Origin of the sequence: Mesorhizobium sp. M0119 (genome assembly GCF_040322615.1) — a bacterium.
GTDB lineage: Bacteria > Pseudomonadota > Alphaproteobacteria > Rhizobiales > Rhizobiaceae > Mesorhizobium.
Window position 1 is genome coordinate 76,536 of record NZ_JAMYTU010000020.1, and the last position, 16,260, is coordinate 92,795.

The 16,260-nt window shown below is 60.9% G+C and carries 16 protein-coding genes and 2 pseudogenes; 7 read left to right on the top strand and 11 right to left on the bottom strand.

Going from position 1 to position 16,260, the window contains the following annotated elements:
* Window positions 1–15: 15 nt before the first annotated feature.
* The 4 genes from NKJ40_RS19440 to NKJ40_RS19455 form a co-directional block, all read right to left on the bottom strand.
* Window positions 16–1,125, bottom strand: coding sequence for a LacI family DNA-binding transcriptional regulator (locus NKJ40_RS19440; protein ID WP_352467417.1), 1,110 nt, complete (start codon window positions 1,123–1,125; stop codon window positions 16–18).
* Between the two features lie 107 nt (window positions 1,126–1,232).
* Window positions 1,233–2,762 carry an amino acid ABC transporter permease/ATP-binding protein gene (locus tag NKJ40_RS19445; protein ID WP_352467418.1) on the bottom strand — a complete coding sequence of 510 codons (1,530 nt, stop codon included), beginning with the start codon at window positions 2,760–2,762 and terminating at the stop codon, window positions 1,233–1,235.
* Window positions 2,763–2,838: 76 nt separating this feature from the next.
* On the bottom strand, window positions 2,839–3,675 hold the full coding sequence (locus NKJ40_RS19450) for an ABC transporter substrate-binding protein (protein ID WP_352467419.1): 837 nt from the start codon (window positions 3,673–3,675) through the stop codon (window positions 2,839–2,841).
* A 115-nt stretch (window positions 3,676–3,790) separates the two neighbouring features.
* Window positions 3,791–4,693 (bottom strand): PfkB family carbohydrate kinase, encoded by a 903-nt coding sequence (locus NKJ40_RS19455; RefSeq protein WP_352467420.1) that lies wholly within the window; start codon window positions 4,691–4,693, stop codon window positions 3,791–3,793.
* A 102-nt stretch (window positions 4,694–4,795) separates the two neighbouring features.
* Here NKJ40_RS19455 and NKJ40_RS19460 point away from each other — a divergent pair, with 102 nt between their 5' ends.
* From NKJ40_RS19460 to NKJ40_RS19475, 4 genes are all read left to right on the top strand, one after another.
* Window positions 4,796–5,797, top strand: coding sequence for an SIS domain-containing protein (locus NKJ40_RS19460; RefSeq protein WP_352467421.1), 1,002 nt, complete (start codon window positions 4,796–4,798; stop codon window positions 5,795–5,797).
* A 64-nt stretch (window positions 5,798–5,861) separates the two neighbouring features.
* The gene (locus NKJ40_RS19465; RefSeq protein ID WP_352467422.1) at window positions 5,862–6,989 is read left to right on the top strand and encodes an NAD(P)/FAD-dependent oxidoreductase; all 1,128 of its coding nucleotides are present in this window, start codon (window positions 5,862–5,864) and stop codon (window positions 6,987–6,989) included.
* A 465-nt stretch (window positions 6,990–7,454) separates the two neighbouring features.
* Window positions 7,455–7,697, top strand: a complete 243-nt coding sequence (locus tag NKJ40_RS19470) for a type II toxin-antitoxin system Phd/YefM family antitoxin (protein ID WP_352467423.1) — start codon at window positions 7,455–7,457, stop codon at window positions 7,695–7,697.
* Window positions 7,678–8,133: a type II toxin-antitoxin system VapC family toxin gene (locus NKJ40_RS19475; protein ID WP_352467424.1), complete on the top strand. Its 456-nt coding sequence runs from the start codon at window positions 7,678–7,680 to the stop codon at window positions 8,131–8,133. Before NKJ40_RS19470 ends, NKJ40_RS19475 begins: the two co-directional genes overlap by 20 nt.
* Before the next feature lie 714 nt (window positions 8,134–8,847).
* On the opposite strand, the gene NKJ40_RS19480 is transcribed toward NKJ40_RS19475, so the two are convergent.
* From NKJ40_RS19480 to NKJ40_RS19505, 6 genes and pseudogenes are all read right to left on the bottom strand, one after another.
* Window positions 8,848–9,285, bottom strand: coding sequence for a TA system VapC family ribonuclease toxin (locus NKJ40_RS19480; protein ID WP_352467425.1), 438 nt, complete (start codon window positions 9,283–9,285; stop codon window positions 8,848–8,850).
* Window positions 9,282–9,509: a CopG family transcriptional regulator gene (locus NKJ40_RS19485; protein ID WP_352467426.1), complete on the bottom strand. Its 228-nt coding sequence runs from the start codon at window positions 9,507–9,509 to the stop codon at window positions 9,282–9,284. Before NKJ40_RS19485 ends, NKJ40_RS19480 begins: the two co-directional genes overlap by 4 nt.
* 132 nt (window positions 9,510–9,641) lie before the next feature.
* Window positions 9,642–9,766: pseudogene (locus NKJ40_RS19490) on the bottom strand (EamA family transporter); the annotation flags it as partial.
* A gap of 90 nt (window positions 9,767–9,856) precedes the next feature.
* Window positions 9,857–10,201: pseudogene (locus tag NKJ40_RS19495) on the bottom strand (zinc-binding dehydrogenase); the annotation flags it as partial.
* A gap of 103 nt (window positions 10,202–10,304) precedes the next feature.
* Entirely contained in the window at window positions 10,305–10,898 is a 594-nt protein-coding gene (locus NKJ40_RS19500; RefSeq protein ID WP_352467427.1) for a DJ-1/PfpI family protein, read from the bottom strand.
* A gap of 151 nt (window positions 10,899–11,049) precedes the next feature.
* Window positions 11,050–11,742: a GntR family transcriptional regulator gene (locus tag NKJ40_RS19505; protein WP_352467452.1), complete on the bottom strand. Its 693-nt coding sequence runs from the start codon at window positions 11,740–11,742 to the stop codon at window positions 11,050–11,052.
* 197 nt (window positions 11,743–11,939) lie between these two features.
* Between NKJ40_RS19505 and NKJ40_RS19510 the strand changes: the two genes are divergently transcribed.
* From NKJ40_RS19510 to NKJ40_RS19520, 3 genes are read left to right on the top strand one after another with little or no spacing between them, the layout of a single operon-like run.
* Window positions 11,940–13,166, top strand: coding sequence for an iron-containing alcohol dehydrogenase (locus NKJ40_RS19510; protein ID WP_352467428.1), 1,227 nt, complete (start codon window positions 11,940–11,942; stop codon window positions 13,164–13,166).
* An 18-nt stretch (window positions 13,167–13,184) separates the two neighbouring features.
* On the top strand, window positions 13,185–14,672 hold the full coding sequence (locus tag NKJ40_RS19515; RefSeq protein ID WP_352467429.1) for an NAD-dependent succinate-semialdehyde dehydrogenase: 1,488 nt from the start codon (window positions 13,185–13,187) through the stop codon (window positions 14,670–14,672).
* 8 nt (window positions 14,673–14,680) lie between these two features.
* Complete coding sequence (locus NKJ40_RS19520) at window positions 14,681–15,502, top strand: alpha/beta hydrolase (protein WP_352467430.1); 822 nt, start codon at window positions 14,681–14,683, stop codon at window positions 15,500–15,502.
* Here NKJ40_RS19520 and NKJ40_RS19525 read toward each other — a convergent pair whose 3' ends face one another.
* Entirely contained in the window at window positions 15,503–16,252 is a 750-nt protein-coding gene (locus NKJ40_RS19525) for a ribonuclease activity regulator RraA (RefSeq protein WP_352467432.1), read from the bottom strand.
* Window positions 16,253–16,260 lie beyond the last annotated feature (8 nt).

Consider the following 16,260-nt stretch of genomic DNA (forward strand, 5'->3'; position numbering starts at 1 on the left):
CCGTTGCGGCCCGGATCAGACGGCCTCGCGGTTGAGATGAACCGCAATCGAATTGCGCTCCACCAAGCGGGCCGCCAGGACACGGTGCTCGAAAGGTAACGTGGCCTCCGCCAGCCTCTTCAACAGAAGCTCCGCTGCCGCCGCTCCGATCAGATGCGCCGGCTGCGCGATGGCTGTAATACCCTGGGCCACGAACTGCATCCAGTCGAGATCGTCGAAGCAGAGCAGCGAAACGTCTCCCGGAATCGCAAGCTTCAATGCGGAAATCGCCTCCAGAACCCCTGTCGACATCACACCATCGGCGGTAAACAGAGCGGACGGTGCATTGCGCATTGTCAGTAGATCGAGCGCCTCCTTGCGGGCTGCCTCGCTGGAATAGACCGCCACGCGGCGGATCAACTGCGGATCCGGCGAAATGCCCGCGGCGCGATGGGCTTCGAGATAACCCAACAACCGTTGCCAGCTTGGATGATGGTAGCGAACGTCGGAGCTGGAGAGATCAGCGTTTGCCACAAAGGAGCCAACATCGTCGCGTTGGTCCGGCCCGAGTTCCGCCAATATTCCGATGCGGCTGTGGCCGGCGGCGATGATCGCCGCGATGCTGTTACGCGTTACAGAAACGTTGTCGACCACGACCGAATCGGTTTGCATGCCCGCCACGATGCGGTCGAACTGCACGACGGGACAGCGGGCCGCGACTGCTTCACGAAGATGATCCGGCTCGTCCAAGAAGGTCGATGAGACGACTAAACCATCGACCTGCTTTTCCAGCAGCAGCTGCACCGCCTCTCGCTCGAGTTCGGCATTTTCGTCACTATTCGTAACGATAACCCCGAAGCCGCCACGGCGCGCGACGTCCCCTATTCCGCGCAGCACGCTGGAGTAGAATGGGCTTTCGATGTCGCCAACCACAACGCCGATAGTCTGCGTTTTGCCGGTGATCAGACCTTTGGCAAGGCGATTGGGGCGGTAGCCCAGCTCGGCTGCTGCGGCGCGCACCTTCTCCTGAACCTCGGGGCTGCTGTAGCCGTAGTCACCAAGAACACGCCCGGCCGTGGCGGAACTTACCCCGGCCCGGCGAGCGACCTCTATGATAGTTGCGTTTTTGGGTAATCTTTGAGTCACTCGGCAAACCTACCGCCCATGCGCGTTGTGCCGGCGACCTAGCGGCAGTTGAGCCCGCCCCGCAAGGCCGAACACCGCAACAGCCGCCGTTGCGCACACCATTGCAATCACAGCACCTCGGACAAAAAGCGCCCAAGACGCGGGCTTTGCGGATTATCGAATAGGTCCTCTGGTCGGCCTGCCTCGACAATCCGCCCCTCGTCCATGAATACGACCTGGTTCGCGACCTTGCGAGCGAAATTCATCTCGTGTGTTACGACCACCATCGTCATCCCGCCCCGACCGAGATCGGCCATCAAGTTCAGGACGCCTTTGACCAATTCCGGATCGAGGGCACTGGTGACTTCGTCGAACAGCATAATCTCGGGTTCGAGGGCCAGGGCGCGCGCGATGGCCACCCGCTGCTGTTGCCCGCCCGAGAGATTGGCCGGCCGATGGTCCTTACGCTCCAGCAGTCCGACTTCATTCAGCCTCGCCAAGGCCGCGCCCTCAGCCTCCTCGCGCGACATGCGTTTAACTTTGCGAAGCGCCAAGGTGATGTTGGCGAGCGCGCTGCGGTCGGGGAACAGATTGAACTGCTGGAAAACCATGCCGACGCGCCGCCGGAGTTGGTCAGGGGTCTGTTTGTAGATGCTTTCGCCATCGAGCAGAATGTCACCGGCTCGACACTCTACGAGGCGGTTGAGGCAACGCAGCAAGGTCGACTTGCCCGAGCCGGACGGACCGATGAGGCAGGTGACGGTCCCCGGCTCCACTTTCAGACTGACGTCATGGAGGACCTGGACGGCGCCATAGGCCATGTCGATATTCTTGACCTCAATACCGCCACCCTTGAAGCGTGTGGGCGCTGCTGCAGGCAACGTCGCTGTGCCCGGCACGACCGCTTCGGCAAGCTCGGCGACTTCCTTGAGGCCACTTTGCACAGCGGTGATACGTTTGCCGACGCGCATGCGCGTGTCGATGTAATTGACGAGATGGGTCAGCGGCACCGTGATCACGAGATAGAACACGCCGGCCAGCAACAGCGGTGACAAGTTGCCGGTCAGCACGGCCTGGTCCTGGCCGACGCGGAACAATTCGCGTTCCGAGGCGAGCAGACCAAGAAAATAGACCAGGCTGGAGTCTTTGACGTTGCCGATGAACTGGTTGACCAGTGCAGGCAGGACGCGGCGGATGCCTTGCGGGATCACCACCAGGCGCATGCCTTGGCCATATGTCATGCCGAGAGTGCGCGTGGCGTCGATCTGACCACGCTCGACGCTCTGAATGCCGGCGCGGAAAATCTCCCCGATATAGGCGCCGGCGATCAGGCTGAGCGCCAGAATGCCCAGCGGATAAGGCGATGGACCGAACAGATCTCGGCCCAGCCGCGCGAAGCCTTGGCCAATGATCAGGATTGTGACAATGGCAGGAAGCCCGCGGAAGATATCGGTGTAGACTCGGGCAAGGAGTTTCAGCGGCTGGTTCTCGGAAATCCCCATGACGGCGAGAACGATACCGATCAGCGTCCCGAAAAACGTCGAGGCAAGGGCCAGGATCAGGGTGTTCTTGAGGCCGACCATCACCATGTTTGGCAGAACTTCTGCCATCGCCTGGAAATCAAGAAAGCTGCGGGCGAAAGTGTCGAACCAGCTCATATCAAGTCCATCTATAACTCGGCCGGGCACCGTTGCTCACGGGCCCGGCCGGAAACGATAACGAATACGCGCAAATTTATTTCTTTGGCAGATATTGATCCGGCATAGGGGTACCCGGGAACCATTTCTCGTGAAGCCGTTTCCAGGTGCCATCGTCCATGGCCTCGCGCAGTGCCGTGTTGAGCGCTTCGCGGAAGGCGTGGTTGCCCTTCTTGACCACGAAGCCGGCTGGCGCATCGAAGGACGGCACGTTCATTGTTATCTTCAGGTTCTTATAGCGCTCCACGTACTGCTTGGCCGACTCATAGTCGGTGAAATGGCCGTCGATCGTCCCGTTGTTCAGCGCCGCCACGGCAGTGTTGTTGTCGGGGAATTTGACGATGTCGCCCTTCAGATTCTTCTCGGCATAGATTTCCTGCAACGTCCCCTGGATCACGCCGATGCGCTTTCCGGCGGTGCTCTCATTGCTCGTCAGAGCCGGATCAGCCGAAATGATCGACAGGTAGCCAGCGAGATAGCCGTCGCCAAAATCCACGGTCTTCTTGCGCTCCGCGGTCGTGCCAATGGCGGCGACAGCGACGTCGAAGCGGCCGTTGGCGACAGACGGCAGCAGCGCCGAGAATTCTTGGCCGGTGAAAACGACCTGCTCCTCCTTGAACCCGAGCCGGCGCGCCACGTCGCGGAAGAGTTCAGCGTCGAAGCCGGTGAAGTTGCCGTTGGCGTCGGTGAAGACATAGGGTTTCGCATCGCCCATGGTTCCGACGCTGATCATCGTCGGGTCGATGAGGCTGTAGGGGTTGTCGGCCGCTTTTGCCTGCGTTGAAGCGGCCAACGTGCCAAGTCCTGTCACCAGCGCGATCGTCAGCGCCAGACCGGATTTCACAAATTGGCGCCTTCTCGAATTCGTTTGCATGTCTTCTCCTCTTACGATTTGGCCGAAGTCGGCCTGCGGTCCCACTCGACGACTCATCCATCAAAACGCTCTTGAGCGGCGTTCAGTTAGATAAATGATAACGTTATCACTTCGTCTAGCATTGTCCGTTTCTCGCGTCAATTGGTCGGGAGAATTTCGCAGCTAGACTGGTTTCCTGTGCAGCTCCGCGGAGGATCTCCGCCGTAATCTTTCCAATATCGATTGCTGCCGCATGGCCGATCGCGCCGTGGTACTGACAGGTAGCAGCCGCCGCCTCTGCGGCATCGCGGAGAATATTCTGAGGCGCCTCTTCCTTAAGCAGGCCGAATAGCGTTCTGGCGATGAAGGTGTCGCCCGCGCCCAGGGTATCGACGGGTTCGACCAGCTGCGCCGGGGTGCGGTAGGAGACGGTGTCGCTGTGAAGCACGGCGCCGGCTCGACCACGAGTCACCAAAACCCACCTTGAACCACATGCAAGAAGTTCGGATGCGATTGCAGCCAATTCATTGTCGTCGAGACCGTCACCCGAGACGGAGGCCAGATAGCAATGAGGCCCAATCTCGAGTCGATGTCCCGGGTCCCGCCGCGTTGAAAAATCGTAAGATAACAGTGCTTTACTCGATAGCGCAGCAACCCATGGGTCTAACCCGCTGGATTGGCCAATGTGAACGGCCTCAAAGGCCGAGAGAAAAAGCAGATCTTCTTGCGTCGGCGTGAACATCGAGACGCCGAGGTCGAAGTCCAGGAAGATCCGATCGGCGTTTCGGTGACCTATGAGGCAATAGGCGGTCGGCCCTTCAAGGCGCCGCAATCGGGTGACATCCACGCGCTCGGACTTGAGTGCGGCGTGGATCAAGTCCCCTGCCCGGTCTTTGCCGATCGCCCCAACATACGCCGACTGCCCGCCGAAGCGGCTGACATAGACCGAGACATTGAGGCAATTTCCGCCAGGATACATCTCGCCGCGAGCGAGATAACAATCGACCACGTTGTCGCCCATCGCGGCAATCTTGACCATCGCAGGACTTTCAGTTTAAAGGACATGAGAACGTTCGCACAATGGCCTGCCATTTGTCAATTGTGCGCCGGCCCAAGCTCTGTCACCGAGAAGAGAAACCTCATGATTTCCGCCCTTCCCGCCGACGTAGAACGCACCCTGACCGCTACGGCGGGCAAGCAGTTTTCGCACCTGTTTCTCGTGGCGTGCGGCGGCTCGCTCTCGATCATGATGGCAGGCAAATACTTCGTCGACCGTCGCAGCGGCACATTCGCCTGCGACATCTACAACGCGGATGAGTTCGTCTGCCGAGACCCGCGACGGTTGGGACCTGACACGCTCGTTGTCCTTTGCTCGCAGACCGGAACCACCAAGGAGACCGTCCGAGCGGCCAATCACGCAAGAAATCGAGGCGCAACGACAATCGGCATGACCCTTGACCAGGTATCGCCCCTCGCGCGCGCCGTCGACCACCCTGTGGCATACCAGGCCTCCTACACGACAGGCAAACCGATCGATGCAGCCCGCAGCAATTACGGCGTGCTCTACACGTTGCTGGCCGGCCTGATCGATGCTCGGGAGAATGCTGGGCTGACCACCGATCTGCTGATGAGCCTGAACCATCTTCAGCCAGCGATCGAACGTGCGCACCGGACCTATGCCGACCGGTTTCGGGCCTTCGCACCCCGTTTCGCGCCGCGCAAAGCGATCTACACACTGGCCGGCGGTGCCAGCTATGGTGCGGCCTATTCGTACGCCATCTGCGTGTTGATGGAGATGCAGTGGTTCGACTCGCAAGCCATACACGCCAACGAATTCTTTCACGGCCCATTTGAGGTGGTGGACCGGGACGCTTGCTTCGTGGTCTTGGTGGGTTTGGACGAAACGCGGAGCCTTTCTGAACGCGCCCGCGATTTCCTTTTCAAGTACGGCAGCCGGGAAAACATCCTGGTGCTCGATGGAGCGGAACTCGACCTCAGCGGTATGTCCGAACACATCAAACCCTATCTCGTGCCCTTGGTTTTCTTCGACAGTCTATGGTGTTTTGCCTACGAGCTGGCCAGTCTGCGCGGCCGGCCAATGCTTGAGGGCCGGCGCTACATGAAGAAGCTCACCGACTACTAGTTCCGCCGCGCTCTGCAGCCATCCAACAACTCCCAGCCCGGCTTCTGCGTAGAAGGATTTTCCTATGACTGCATCCCCAAAACCGCGCCAAGTCGTCGTCATCGGCGCTGGCATCTTCGGCATCTCTTCCGCGCTGCACCTCGCTCGTCTTGGCGTTGATGTAACCATTGTCAACGACGGCGCGCCGGCCAACGGTGCATCCGGCCGTTCACTTTCCTGGCTGAACTCAGCGCGACGTGCTGACACCGCTTACCACCGCTTGAGGCTTGCAGGCATCGACCGTTATCGGACCCTGGCCGCCACAAGGCCGGAGACGGCGTCGTGGCTTCGCTTTGACGGCGGCCTCACCTGGGATCGGGATGATGAGGCGAACCAGATCGCGTCCATCTGCCAGCTGGAGCAGGATATTGGCTATGACGCGCTTCTGCTCGGCCCTGCCGAAGTCGGTGCAGCGACGCCCGGCGTCAACGCCAGCGCAATCACCCCGCAGGGTGCCATCTTCAATCCTGGCGAAGGATGGGTTGACCTGCCCTGCCTTATCGATCTGCTGCTCAATGAATTCCGCTCTCACGGCGGCAAGCTTGTTCGGGACGCTGGGCGCGTGCGGATAAATGCAACAGGTGGTCGCGCGCGTGGCGTCGTCACTGCCGATGGTGTGCCGGTGAAGGCGGATGCAGTGATCCTTGCCGTTGGGCCAGCGACGCCGGTTATGCTTGCTGAGATCGGAGTCCATATCCCCGACGCCACGCCGATCTCACTCCTCTTGAAGACCAAGCCGATCAAGACCGAGCTCCGTGCCGTGCTGAATACGCCGCGCGTGGCGGTGCGTCCGACGCCGGATGGCGCACTTGTTTTGGATTCGGCGTGGTCGGAGGAAGAAGTCGTGGTCAACTCTGACGGAACCTACACCGTCCACGACAAAACCGTCGAAGGACTGCTCGACGAGGCTAGTGCGGTGCTCGAGGGCAATCCGCGGCTCCAACTCGCGACCTATGCAGTTGGCCCGAAGCCCATCCCCGGCGACGGCGAGCCAGTGCTTGGCTCCGTCGAAACCGTCGCCGGGCTTCACGTCGCCTTTAGCCACAGCGGCGCAACGCTCGGATTGATCGTCGGCGAATTGCTTGCCAAAGAAATCGCCTCCGGCAATCAGCATCCCATGCTTGCAACTTTCCGCCCTAGTCGTTTCAGCTGAAAGGGCAATTGGGGCAAGGCCGAACCGTCCAGATGGGCCGCGGGCCTGGGGAATCTTGCCCTTACCGAGAGAGGGGTGACAGGATCGGGTGATCAGGTTGTTGTCTTACGGCAACAGAGACGGCGAGGAATGTCGGCGCTGCGCGCCCAAGCGCGAACGCCCAAAGATGAATGCCCCCGCAAACTATGGTCAGATAGCCACTCGCGATCCCTGGAGTGCGCTGACCGCGACAAGTTGCGCAAGCCCCCGCATCTGCGAAAACCAGATACTGCGCACGATCGGAAACCCCGTTCCACCAGAACGAAACAATTTCACCTTGTTGAGAGACGGCCCGCCTTGACCAAGCTTTGACCAAGAGTCAGCATTGCGCCTATTGTCGCGCAGAACAGCGATTGTCGCCACACTCAGCTCAACGGCAATGAACACGGCTCGCCACGATTGCCCCGACACGTACAAGGACAGGAAATGACCATCACGGTAAAAGTTGGCGAGGCCAAGACGCATCTCTCGGAACTGCTTTCAAGGGTCGAAGCAGGCGAGGAGGTGATTATTTCGCGCGGCAACGATCCCATCGCTAAACTGTCGCGGATTCAACGGCGCAACGATGTCGAGGCCGTCATCGAAGAGATCAGCGCCGCCCGCGCCCGTGCCAAGCCCGTGACGCAGGACGAAATTCGGGCCTGGCGCGATGAAGGACGCCGCGCTTGATGGCGATCATCGTCTGATGCCTTTCGTCGTTGAGCTTTCCATGGCGGCTGCCTGGATTCTTCCTGATGGAGACAGCGAGGCGGCGGCCGCCCTGATGCGACGATTGCCGGGAACAACGGCGCCTGTACCATCCCTGTTCTGGCACGAGGCGCGGAACGTCGTACTGATGGCCGAGCGGCATGGCCGCATCGCGGCGGGCGAAGCTGCCACCACCACGGCACGGCTGCGCCGATTGCCGCTGGAGGACGCCGGCAGCGGATCGGACGGCGCGGTGCTGACGCTAGCGGCTTCGCACGGGCTAAGCGCCTATGACGCCGCCTATCTTGCGCTGGCAATCGAAACCGAGTTGCCGCTGGCCACCCTCGATCGCAAGCTCGCACTTGCCGCGCGCCGACAGGGAGTCCGAATTCTCGGGCCGCTCGCGAATGGCAACTGACCTCTTCGCTCGACCCACCTGCCTATGTCGTTCGACGTGCCGAAGCCTTCGACCCTCTCAATTCCCTGCTGCCCTTGGACCGCCGCGAGTTTCTGGCCGACTTTGACCGACAACGACCTGGCAACCTGCGCCATCTGGCCAGGAAGGCATTTTGTGCCCAGAGGGGCTTGACCCGCCGGTCGGTCCGGCAACACGGGTAAAATCCTGTTTGCGCAAAAAACGGGCACAAACGGCCTTGGCAGTTCGACAACGCGCCGGTATGCGGGACAAGGGTGGCTGCAATGCTGGGGGGCAGATGCTCCTGGCATGCCGCCTCATCCCTTCGACGAGGCCGGCGTGGTAAAGCCGACCCATTGAACCATCGGCGACAACGCAGTCGCGCGGCAGACACAAGCCGCGTCGGGATGATCCACACGTATCCAACTGTCAGCGAGCGCAGCATCGAAAGGGCCGGCGCCGGAAAAGCGGCCGGAACAGAAAGAACCGCGAGCCGGCCAACGACGCTGAGGCGACCTTGGATCGTGCCCGCGGTGTAGAATCCGAGCCGGGCTTTCTGGGGCCCAGGTAACAACCGCTTTCGATGAGAGGCGGTATATCGAGACAATCGTGGCCTTCGACCAACGGTCGCGCGTTTGCGCCTGAGCGCAACGGCCTGATGGTGCTGCGCGGCTACGCCCTCTCAAACTGCGGGAACAGACCAAAGAGCCCGGTGGTCTACCTTGTGGGAATCAGGTGCAGTGCAGACTTCCCGCCCTTCACGGCCGCCGCCGACAGCTTGCGGTCAAAACTTGCAAGCTGGCCGCCACGCGCCTTGGCGAGCGCGAGAAGATAGGTATCGGTGACCTGTGCCGAGGTCAGGATTTTCGCTGCATCGATGTCGCCAGAGCCAACCAGGCTCACATCGTCGGGCCAGAAGCTGTGCCCATGCAGGGCCCGCAACTTGGTAACGATTTGCGCAACGACGGCGGGCGAGCCGGGACAATTGGGATATCTTTGGTTGCCGACGATGCGCAGGACGCCGTTTTCGGTGATGGGACACGTAGCCCATGCGGCGTTACCGGTCACTTCGAACCAGCCATGGGCGTCGTCATGGTTGACATGGCCAGGATCTATCAGTGCGATCAGCACATTGACATCGAGCAGGAACGTCACGGCAGTTCGTCTCGCAAGGCGTTGACCGTCTCAAGCGTGACAGGAGGTGCATCCGGCCGAGGCGACAGCAGAGGAATCCCGTTGCGCTCGCCGCCGGCTTGAGGCCGGCGCAGCGAGCGCCGGGCGAGATCGGTGATGACCTCGCCGAGGCTGCGATCCTGCTGCCGGGCCATGGCCCTGGCCGCGACCAAGACGTCGTCATCGATTGCCAAAGTGGTTCTCATATCGCCTCCTTGGTGCGCATCAATCATCACGCATCACATAGAGCAGCGACGCCGGATACTCAAGCGGTGCGAATACCCGATGGACTTTGCATGGAACACGTTTTGTGCCGGAAGGATCGTCGCTCCACGGCTTCAACCTTTGTATGCGACGAGAACTGCGCCCGCTGCAATCAGTGAAACGCCAAGCCAGTTCGGCAGGGACAATTGTCACTGAGGAAAACCACGGCGAATACCGCGTCAAGCGCGACGCTTAGCCTGGCGTCACCGAGCCACTCCCCCCTCCCATAATGCAGCACCAGGGCTCGATGACATATCTTGATTGTGTTGCTGACGTCAGCCAGATCCCGCTACGTCGAAATGGCCTTGATCAGACCAGACTTCCGCTTCGCCCAGATTGCGATGTCGCGTGGGCTGTCGCGCAGGGTGGTGCGGTGGGTGACGAGCTGGTCGATTGGTATTTTTCCATCGCGGATCGAGGCAATGATGTGCTGGAAATCCCCACGCGTCGCGTTGCGACTGCCGATCAGCATCATTTCGCGCTGGTGGAACTCTGGATCTGAGAAGGTTATGTCGTCCGGCACGACGCTTACCATCACCATGACGCCGCCATGGGCAACATAGGCAAAGGCAGACTGCATCGAAAGGCTGTTTCCCGTTGCGTCGAAGACGACGTCGAAACCTGTTCCCGCAGTTCGTGATGCAGGTGCTTTATGATCCGAAGCCGAATTGGCGGTGACAAGTTTCCTCCGCAGCAAGGGAACCGACGCACCCTTTTGGATGCGCCGGAGCAAAGGTCTACGAGTGGCGGATTTCCGTTCCCAGCACCTTCAGGCATTCGCGGATGAACGCAGCAAGCGCCGTCCAGCCTTTTGCCGAAACCATCGTCCCATCCACATATGCCTCCGTTGGAGACAGGTCGATATAGGTGCCACCCGCAAGCGTCACCTCGGGCTCGCATGCCGCCAGTGCGCCGACCTTCTTGCCACGCACGACACCGTCTACCGCAATCAGGATCTGCACGCCGTGGCAGATCGTGAAAATCGGCTTCTTGGTTTCGTGGAAGTGGCGCACCATCGCCTGCACGCGCTTGTCGGTGCGGATGTATTCGGGCCCGCGACCGCCAGCGCAGTAAACGGCGTGGTATTGCGCTAGCTGCTTCTCAGCGTCGGAGAAGGTCTTGTTGATCAGCGCATAGTGGCCGAGCTTTTCGGTGTAGGTCTGATCGCCCTCGAAATCGTGCAGCGACGTTTTGATCAGGTCTCCGGCGCTTTTGTCTGGGCACACGACGTGAACGGTGTGGCCCACCGCTTCCATCGCCTGCTGGTAGACGAAGATTTCGTATTCCTCGGTGAATTCACCGGTCAGCATCAGGATCTTTTTGCCTGGCATGGTACTTCCTTTCCTGTGACAACGACCGGGCGAGACCTGTACTCGCCAGGTGGGCTTGAGTTCCTAGAAGGGTGAATCGGGGACGTAGTTCTGGTTGGCACAGGCCTGCGGGATAATCGTCGACGACGGGTACGGGCACATCGGGACAGTCTCAGTCGAACGCCAGCAACAAACGGTCGCGGGAATGCTCGATATGGCGACGCATCGCCTGCTCGGCAGCGGCAGGATCGGCCGCAGCCAAAGCGGCCAGAATGGCCTCATGCTCGTCAAGCGCCTCCTCGGTGACGCGCGAATGGAACATCAGGCGAAATATGTGGAAGTGGGTATGCTGGTGCGCCAGTGTCTCACGCACGAGTTCGTTGTTGGCGAATTCCATGACCTTGTCATGGAAAATGGCATCCTGGCGGGCGAAGTTGGAATACCGCAGGCGCTCGTCCTTGCCTTCACGGCGCGCCATGACGCCGGCCGATGTCTGAAGTTGCGCGAGCTTTACCTCGTCCATGAGCGCGGCTGCCTTGGCTGCGCCATGAGGTTCGAGCAGCAGGCGAAGCTCGTAGAGTTCGTCAAACCGCCGTTTCGTGATCTGCGGCGCGGCGCGGTAACCGATCAGATGCGTCTTCAGCACGAGGCCTTCGCCTTCGAGCCGGCCGAGCGCCTCGCGGATCGGCGTGTGGGAGACGTTGAATTCCTTGACCAGGCTGTCGACCGTGATGCGCGAGCCCGGCGCAATCTTAAGCGACATGAGTTGCGCAAAAATCGCTTCGTAGACTTCCTCAACCAAGCTGCTGGAGCGCTGGATACGTCCGCCGGCGAGGTTCGTATCGTCCGCATTGAGTAAGTTCATGGCCTGCATGTTTTGCCTCTTGACACATAGAATTGCTAACACGATGCTCCGATTAATGCAATCCTATATCCTATACGATTTTATAGAGGATATAATTTGAGGCCGTTTCGAGACAAAGCAATGGCACTTGCGGTGGCCCTGCTGGAACAGCGTGCCGCCCCCGCGGCCTTTCCAGACATCATCACAGGATGCAGATCATGAGCCTTTTCGCTGCCATAAGGCTGCCGCGCGAAATCCTGTTCGGGAAGGGCCAACGCCACGTCATCCCGGTTGTCGCAGCCAGGCTCGGGCGTCGCGCACTCGTCTGCACCGATGAACGTTTTGCCGCAACGGGCCCGTTCGCAGAGATTGTCGCGGCGCTGCGAGCCGCCTCGATAGACGTCCTGGTGCATGACCGTGTGCTACCCGAAGTCCCCCGGGACACCGTTGCCGTCTGCGTCGAGGAAGCACGGAAGTTCGCGCCCGACATGGTGATCGGCATTGGCGGCGGCAGTTGTCTCGACATGGCCAAATGCGCCGCGTTGCTCATCAGTCACGGCGGTCAGCTCCAGGATTACTACGGCGAGTTCAAGGTGCCCGGCCCGACGCTGCCGCTGATCGCGGTGCCGACGACAGCCGGCACCGGCTCTGAAGTGACCCCGGTTGCCGTGATCTCGGATCCGGATCGCACGCTGAAGGTCGGCATCTCCAGCCCGTATCTGATCGCGGCCGCGGCTATCTGCGACCCTGAGCTGACGATGACATGCCCACCGGGATTGACGGCGATCGCAGGCGCCGATGCACTGACGCATGCAATCGAGGCCTTCACCGCCGCCAGGCGCGGGACCGATCCCGGCCTTCCGCAACAACATGTCTTTATCGGCAAAACCGCCTTGACCGATCACTTCGCCCTGCTGGCGATCAAGCTGCTTGGCCGAAGCCTTGAAACGGCATACCGCCGGCCCTCCGACGAGGACGCCCGGGCCGACGTCATGATGGGCGCACTTGCAGCCGGCTGCGCGTTCGGAACGGCCGGCACGGCGGCAGCGCACGCCGTGCAATACCCGGTTGGCGCGATAACCCACACCGCTCACGGATTGGGTGTCGCCACCATGCTGCCATACGTCATGAAGTACAACAGAACAGCCGCAGCGACCGAGATGGCCGAGATCGCCAACGCGCTCTGCCTCGATGGAAAAGGCCGGACGCCCGAAGAGTTGGCCGACGCGACCATTGGCGAGGTCAGTCGGCTGTTTGGCGCAATCGGGATCACCCCCTCGTTGGCCGAGCTAGGGCTGCCTGCCGACAAGCTCGATTGGACGGCGGAACAAGCGATCGGTATCGAGCGCCTCATCAAGAACAATCCGCGGCCATTCGATTTGAGGTCCATGCGACGCCTGGTCCAGGCCGCCTTTGATGGCGACCTCGCCAGCTGCGTCATGTAAACAATCGGGAATATCGAGATGAACACGTTTTCACAGGTTCTGTCGGATGATCAGGGCGTCAGCGACTTCCACACAATTTCGCAAGGGCTGTATATTGACGGCCAATGGCGGCAGTCCGCGGATGGCAGGGTAATTCCGGTCATCGATCCTTCGACGGAAGCCATCATCGCCGCCGTACCCGATGCGACCTTGGAGGACGCGGCCGCCGCCGTTGACGCAGCTGCCAAGGCGGCCCATGGCTGGCGGACAACGTCGCCGCGAAAGCGTTCCGAGATCCTCAGACGCTGCTTTGAGTTGATGACGGAACGATCGGAGGCACTGGCTACTCTCATCGCATTGGAAAACGGCAAGGCCCTGCGGGATGCCCGAGGCGAGATCGCTTACGCCGCGGAATTTTTCCGCTGGAATGCCGAGGAGGCCGTTCGCATTACCGGTGAATTCGGTACTGCGCCTTCCGGCACCAATCGCATCGTTGTCGACTACGAACCAATCGGCATCTGCGTCCTGATCACGCCCTGGAATTTTCCTGCCGCGATGGCGACGCGCAAGATCGCGCCGGCACTTGCCGCTGGATGCACCGTGATCCTGAAACCGGCCAGTGAGACCCCGCTTACCGCCTACGCGCTGGCCGCGCTCTACCAGGACGCAGGCGTTCCAGCGGGGGTGGTCAACGTCCTGACGACCTCCAGTCCCGGCCCTGTGACGGCAGCCATGCTGGCCGATCCGCGAGTGCGCAAACTCTCCTTCACCGGTTCGACCGGCGTGGGCCGCGCTCTGCTGGAAGAGGCTGCCAGGCACGTGGTCTCGTGTTCGATGGAACTGGGCGGCAACGCACCGTTCATTGTGTTCGACGACGCCGATCTCGAAGCGGCGCTCGATGGCGCGATGGTGGCCAAGATGCGCAACGCCGGCGAGGCCTGCACGGCCGCGAACCGCCTCTACGTGCAATCTGGCATCTACGAAGCCTTCTCCGAGGGCCTCGAGAAGCGGATGTCGTCGCTCAAGGTCGGCGCCGGCACCGACCCGGACACGGAATGCGGGCCCATGATCACGAAAAAGGCGGTCGAGAAGATAGACCGCCTTGTCGTCGACGCGGTCACACGCGGCGCGCGGGTCTTGTGCGGCGGCTCAGTCCTGCCCGGACGTGGTTTCTTCTACCCTCCGACAGTGCTTCGCGACGTGCCGGGCGATGCAAAGATGGCGCATGAGGAGATATTCGGGCCGGTGGCGCCAATCTCGAGCTTCGAAACGGAGGCCGAGGTCATCGCACGCGCCAATGACACCGAATATGGGCTTGCTGCCTACATCTACACGCGCGATCTGGCGCGCGGCATGCGGGTGGCTTCCCGGATCGAGGCCGGGATGATCGCTCTCAACCGCGGGCTGATGTCCGATCCGGCAGCTCCGTTCGGCGGCGTCAAGCAGAGCGGGCTTGGCCGCGAGGGAGGGCAGCATCACGGCATTGCCGAATTCATGGAGGCGAAATACCTCGCCGTCAGCATGTGAGCTGAAGAATGCAAGGCGATCCCTTTCGCATCCGCGACCACGTTGCTGACTTTGACCAAATCGTGCAGGACATTGTTGACCGCAGCGAGGCCGCCCGCGCCGCCATTGCGATGGCCGCAGACGTGGCCTACGGACCGGATCCGACCGAGATCATGGACCTGTTCTTTCCCGCGGGCAAAAGAACGGCGCTTCCGGTGCACATCTTTGTCCATGGCGGCTACTGGAGAATGTTCTCCAAGCGCGACTATTCATATGTCGCGACGACGATTACCCAGGCCGGGGCCATTGCCGTCATCGTTGATTATGCTCTGATGCCCAAGGTCAGAATGGCGACGATCGTCGACCAGGTGCGCCGCGCCAAGCAGTGGATCCTGGCCAACATCGCCGATCATGGCGGAAACCCGGCGGCCCTGACTGTCAGTGGTCATTCGGTGGGAGCACATCTTGCAACGTTCCTGTTCGATGGGGCGCATACCCCCTCGAATGTGAGGGCAGCCCTTCTGTTGAGCGGGCTCTACGATTTGAAGCCGCTCCAGGATTCCTTTCTCGCCAACGAGATTGGAATAACCGACGAGGAAGTCGCCATGTTCACACCTCTCGCCTGTTGGCATGATCCTCAAACCAAGACGGCGGTTCTGGTCGGAGCCAATGAGACGCCACCCTTCCATCAGCAAGCCGATCGATTCAAAGCAAGCTTGCTGCGGCAGGGATCGTTGGTAACGTCGCATGTGCTCCCGAACCGCAACCACATGGACAGCGTCAGAGATCTCGGCGTGCCGGGGACTGAGGCTGCCGATTGCCTGGCAGAACTGATCGCCAAGGCCCGCTGACTAACTCGGGTTCTCCAGGCGATTTGTTTTGCGCCACTCCTCGTACTCTCCGCGGGCATCGTCATGCAGCGGATAGTAGCGTTGCAACGGGCCGCCCTCCATGAGCTTCACTCGCGAAAACTCCTCCCAATCGTGATGCTTCTGTGATTCTTCGATCACCTTCGGGGCCATCACGACGGGAAGCACCACCACGCCGTCGTCGTCGGCGACAATGATGTCGCCGGGGATCACCGTGACACCGCCGCAGGCAATCGGAACGTTGACGGCATTGGGATAGATGCTGGTCTGCACATGATAGTTTGGCGTCCAGCCGCGCAGCCATAGGGGCAGGTCGAGCTTTTCGACATTGGGCCGGTCGCGCATGCACCCGTCGATGACGATACCCGCCCCGCCCCTGCCCTTGAAATACGTCGACATCATATCGCCGAAGACGCCCGAGCTCATGTCGCCGCGCGCGTCGACCACGACCACATCGCCCTCCTGCGCGTGGTAGAGCACGTGCCGGTGAAGTTGGGTCTCCGGATCGGCATATTCTCCCTCGGTGAACAGGTCCGGCCGCTGCGGCAGAAACTGCAGCGTCAGCGCCGGCCCGACGATCGACTTCCCGTGGTTTTGCGCCACCGGACCAACCATGTGCGGATTGCGGAAGCCCATGTGGCCAAGCGTGCCGGCAACCGTCGCGGCGCCGATCTCCCTTAGCGCGTCGATCAGGTCTTTAGGCGGCCGCGTAATGTCGGACGTATGCGTCATTGTGGACT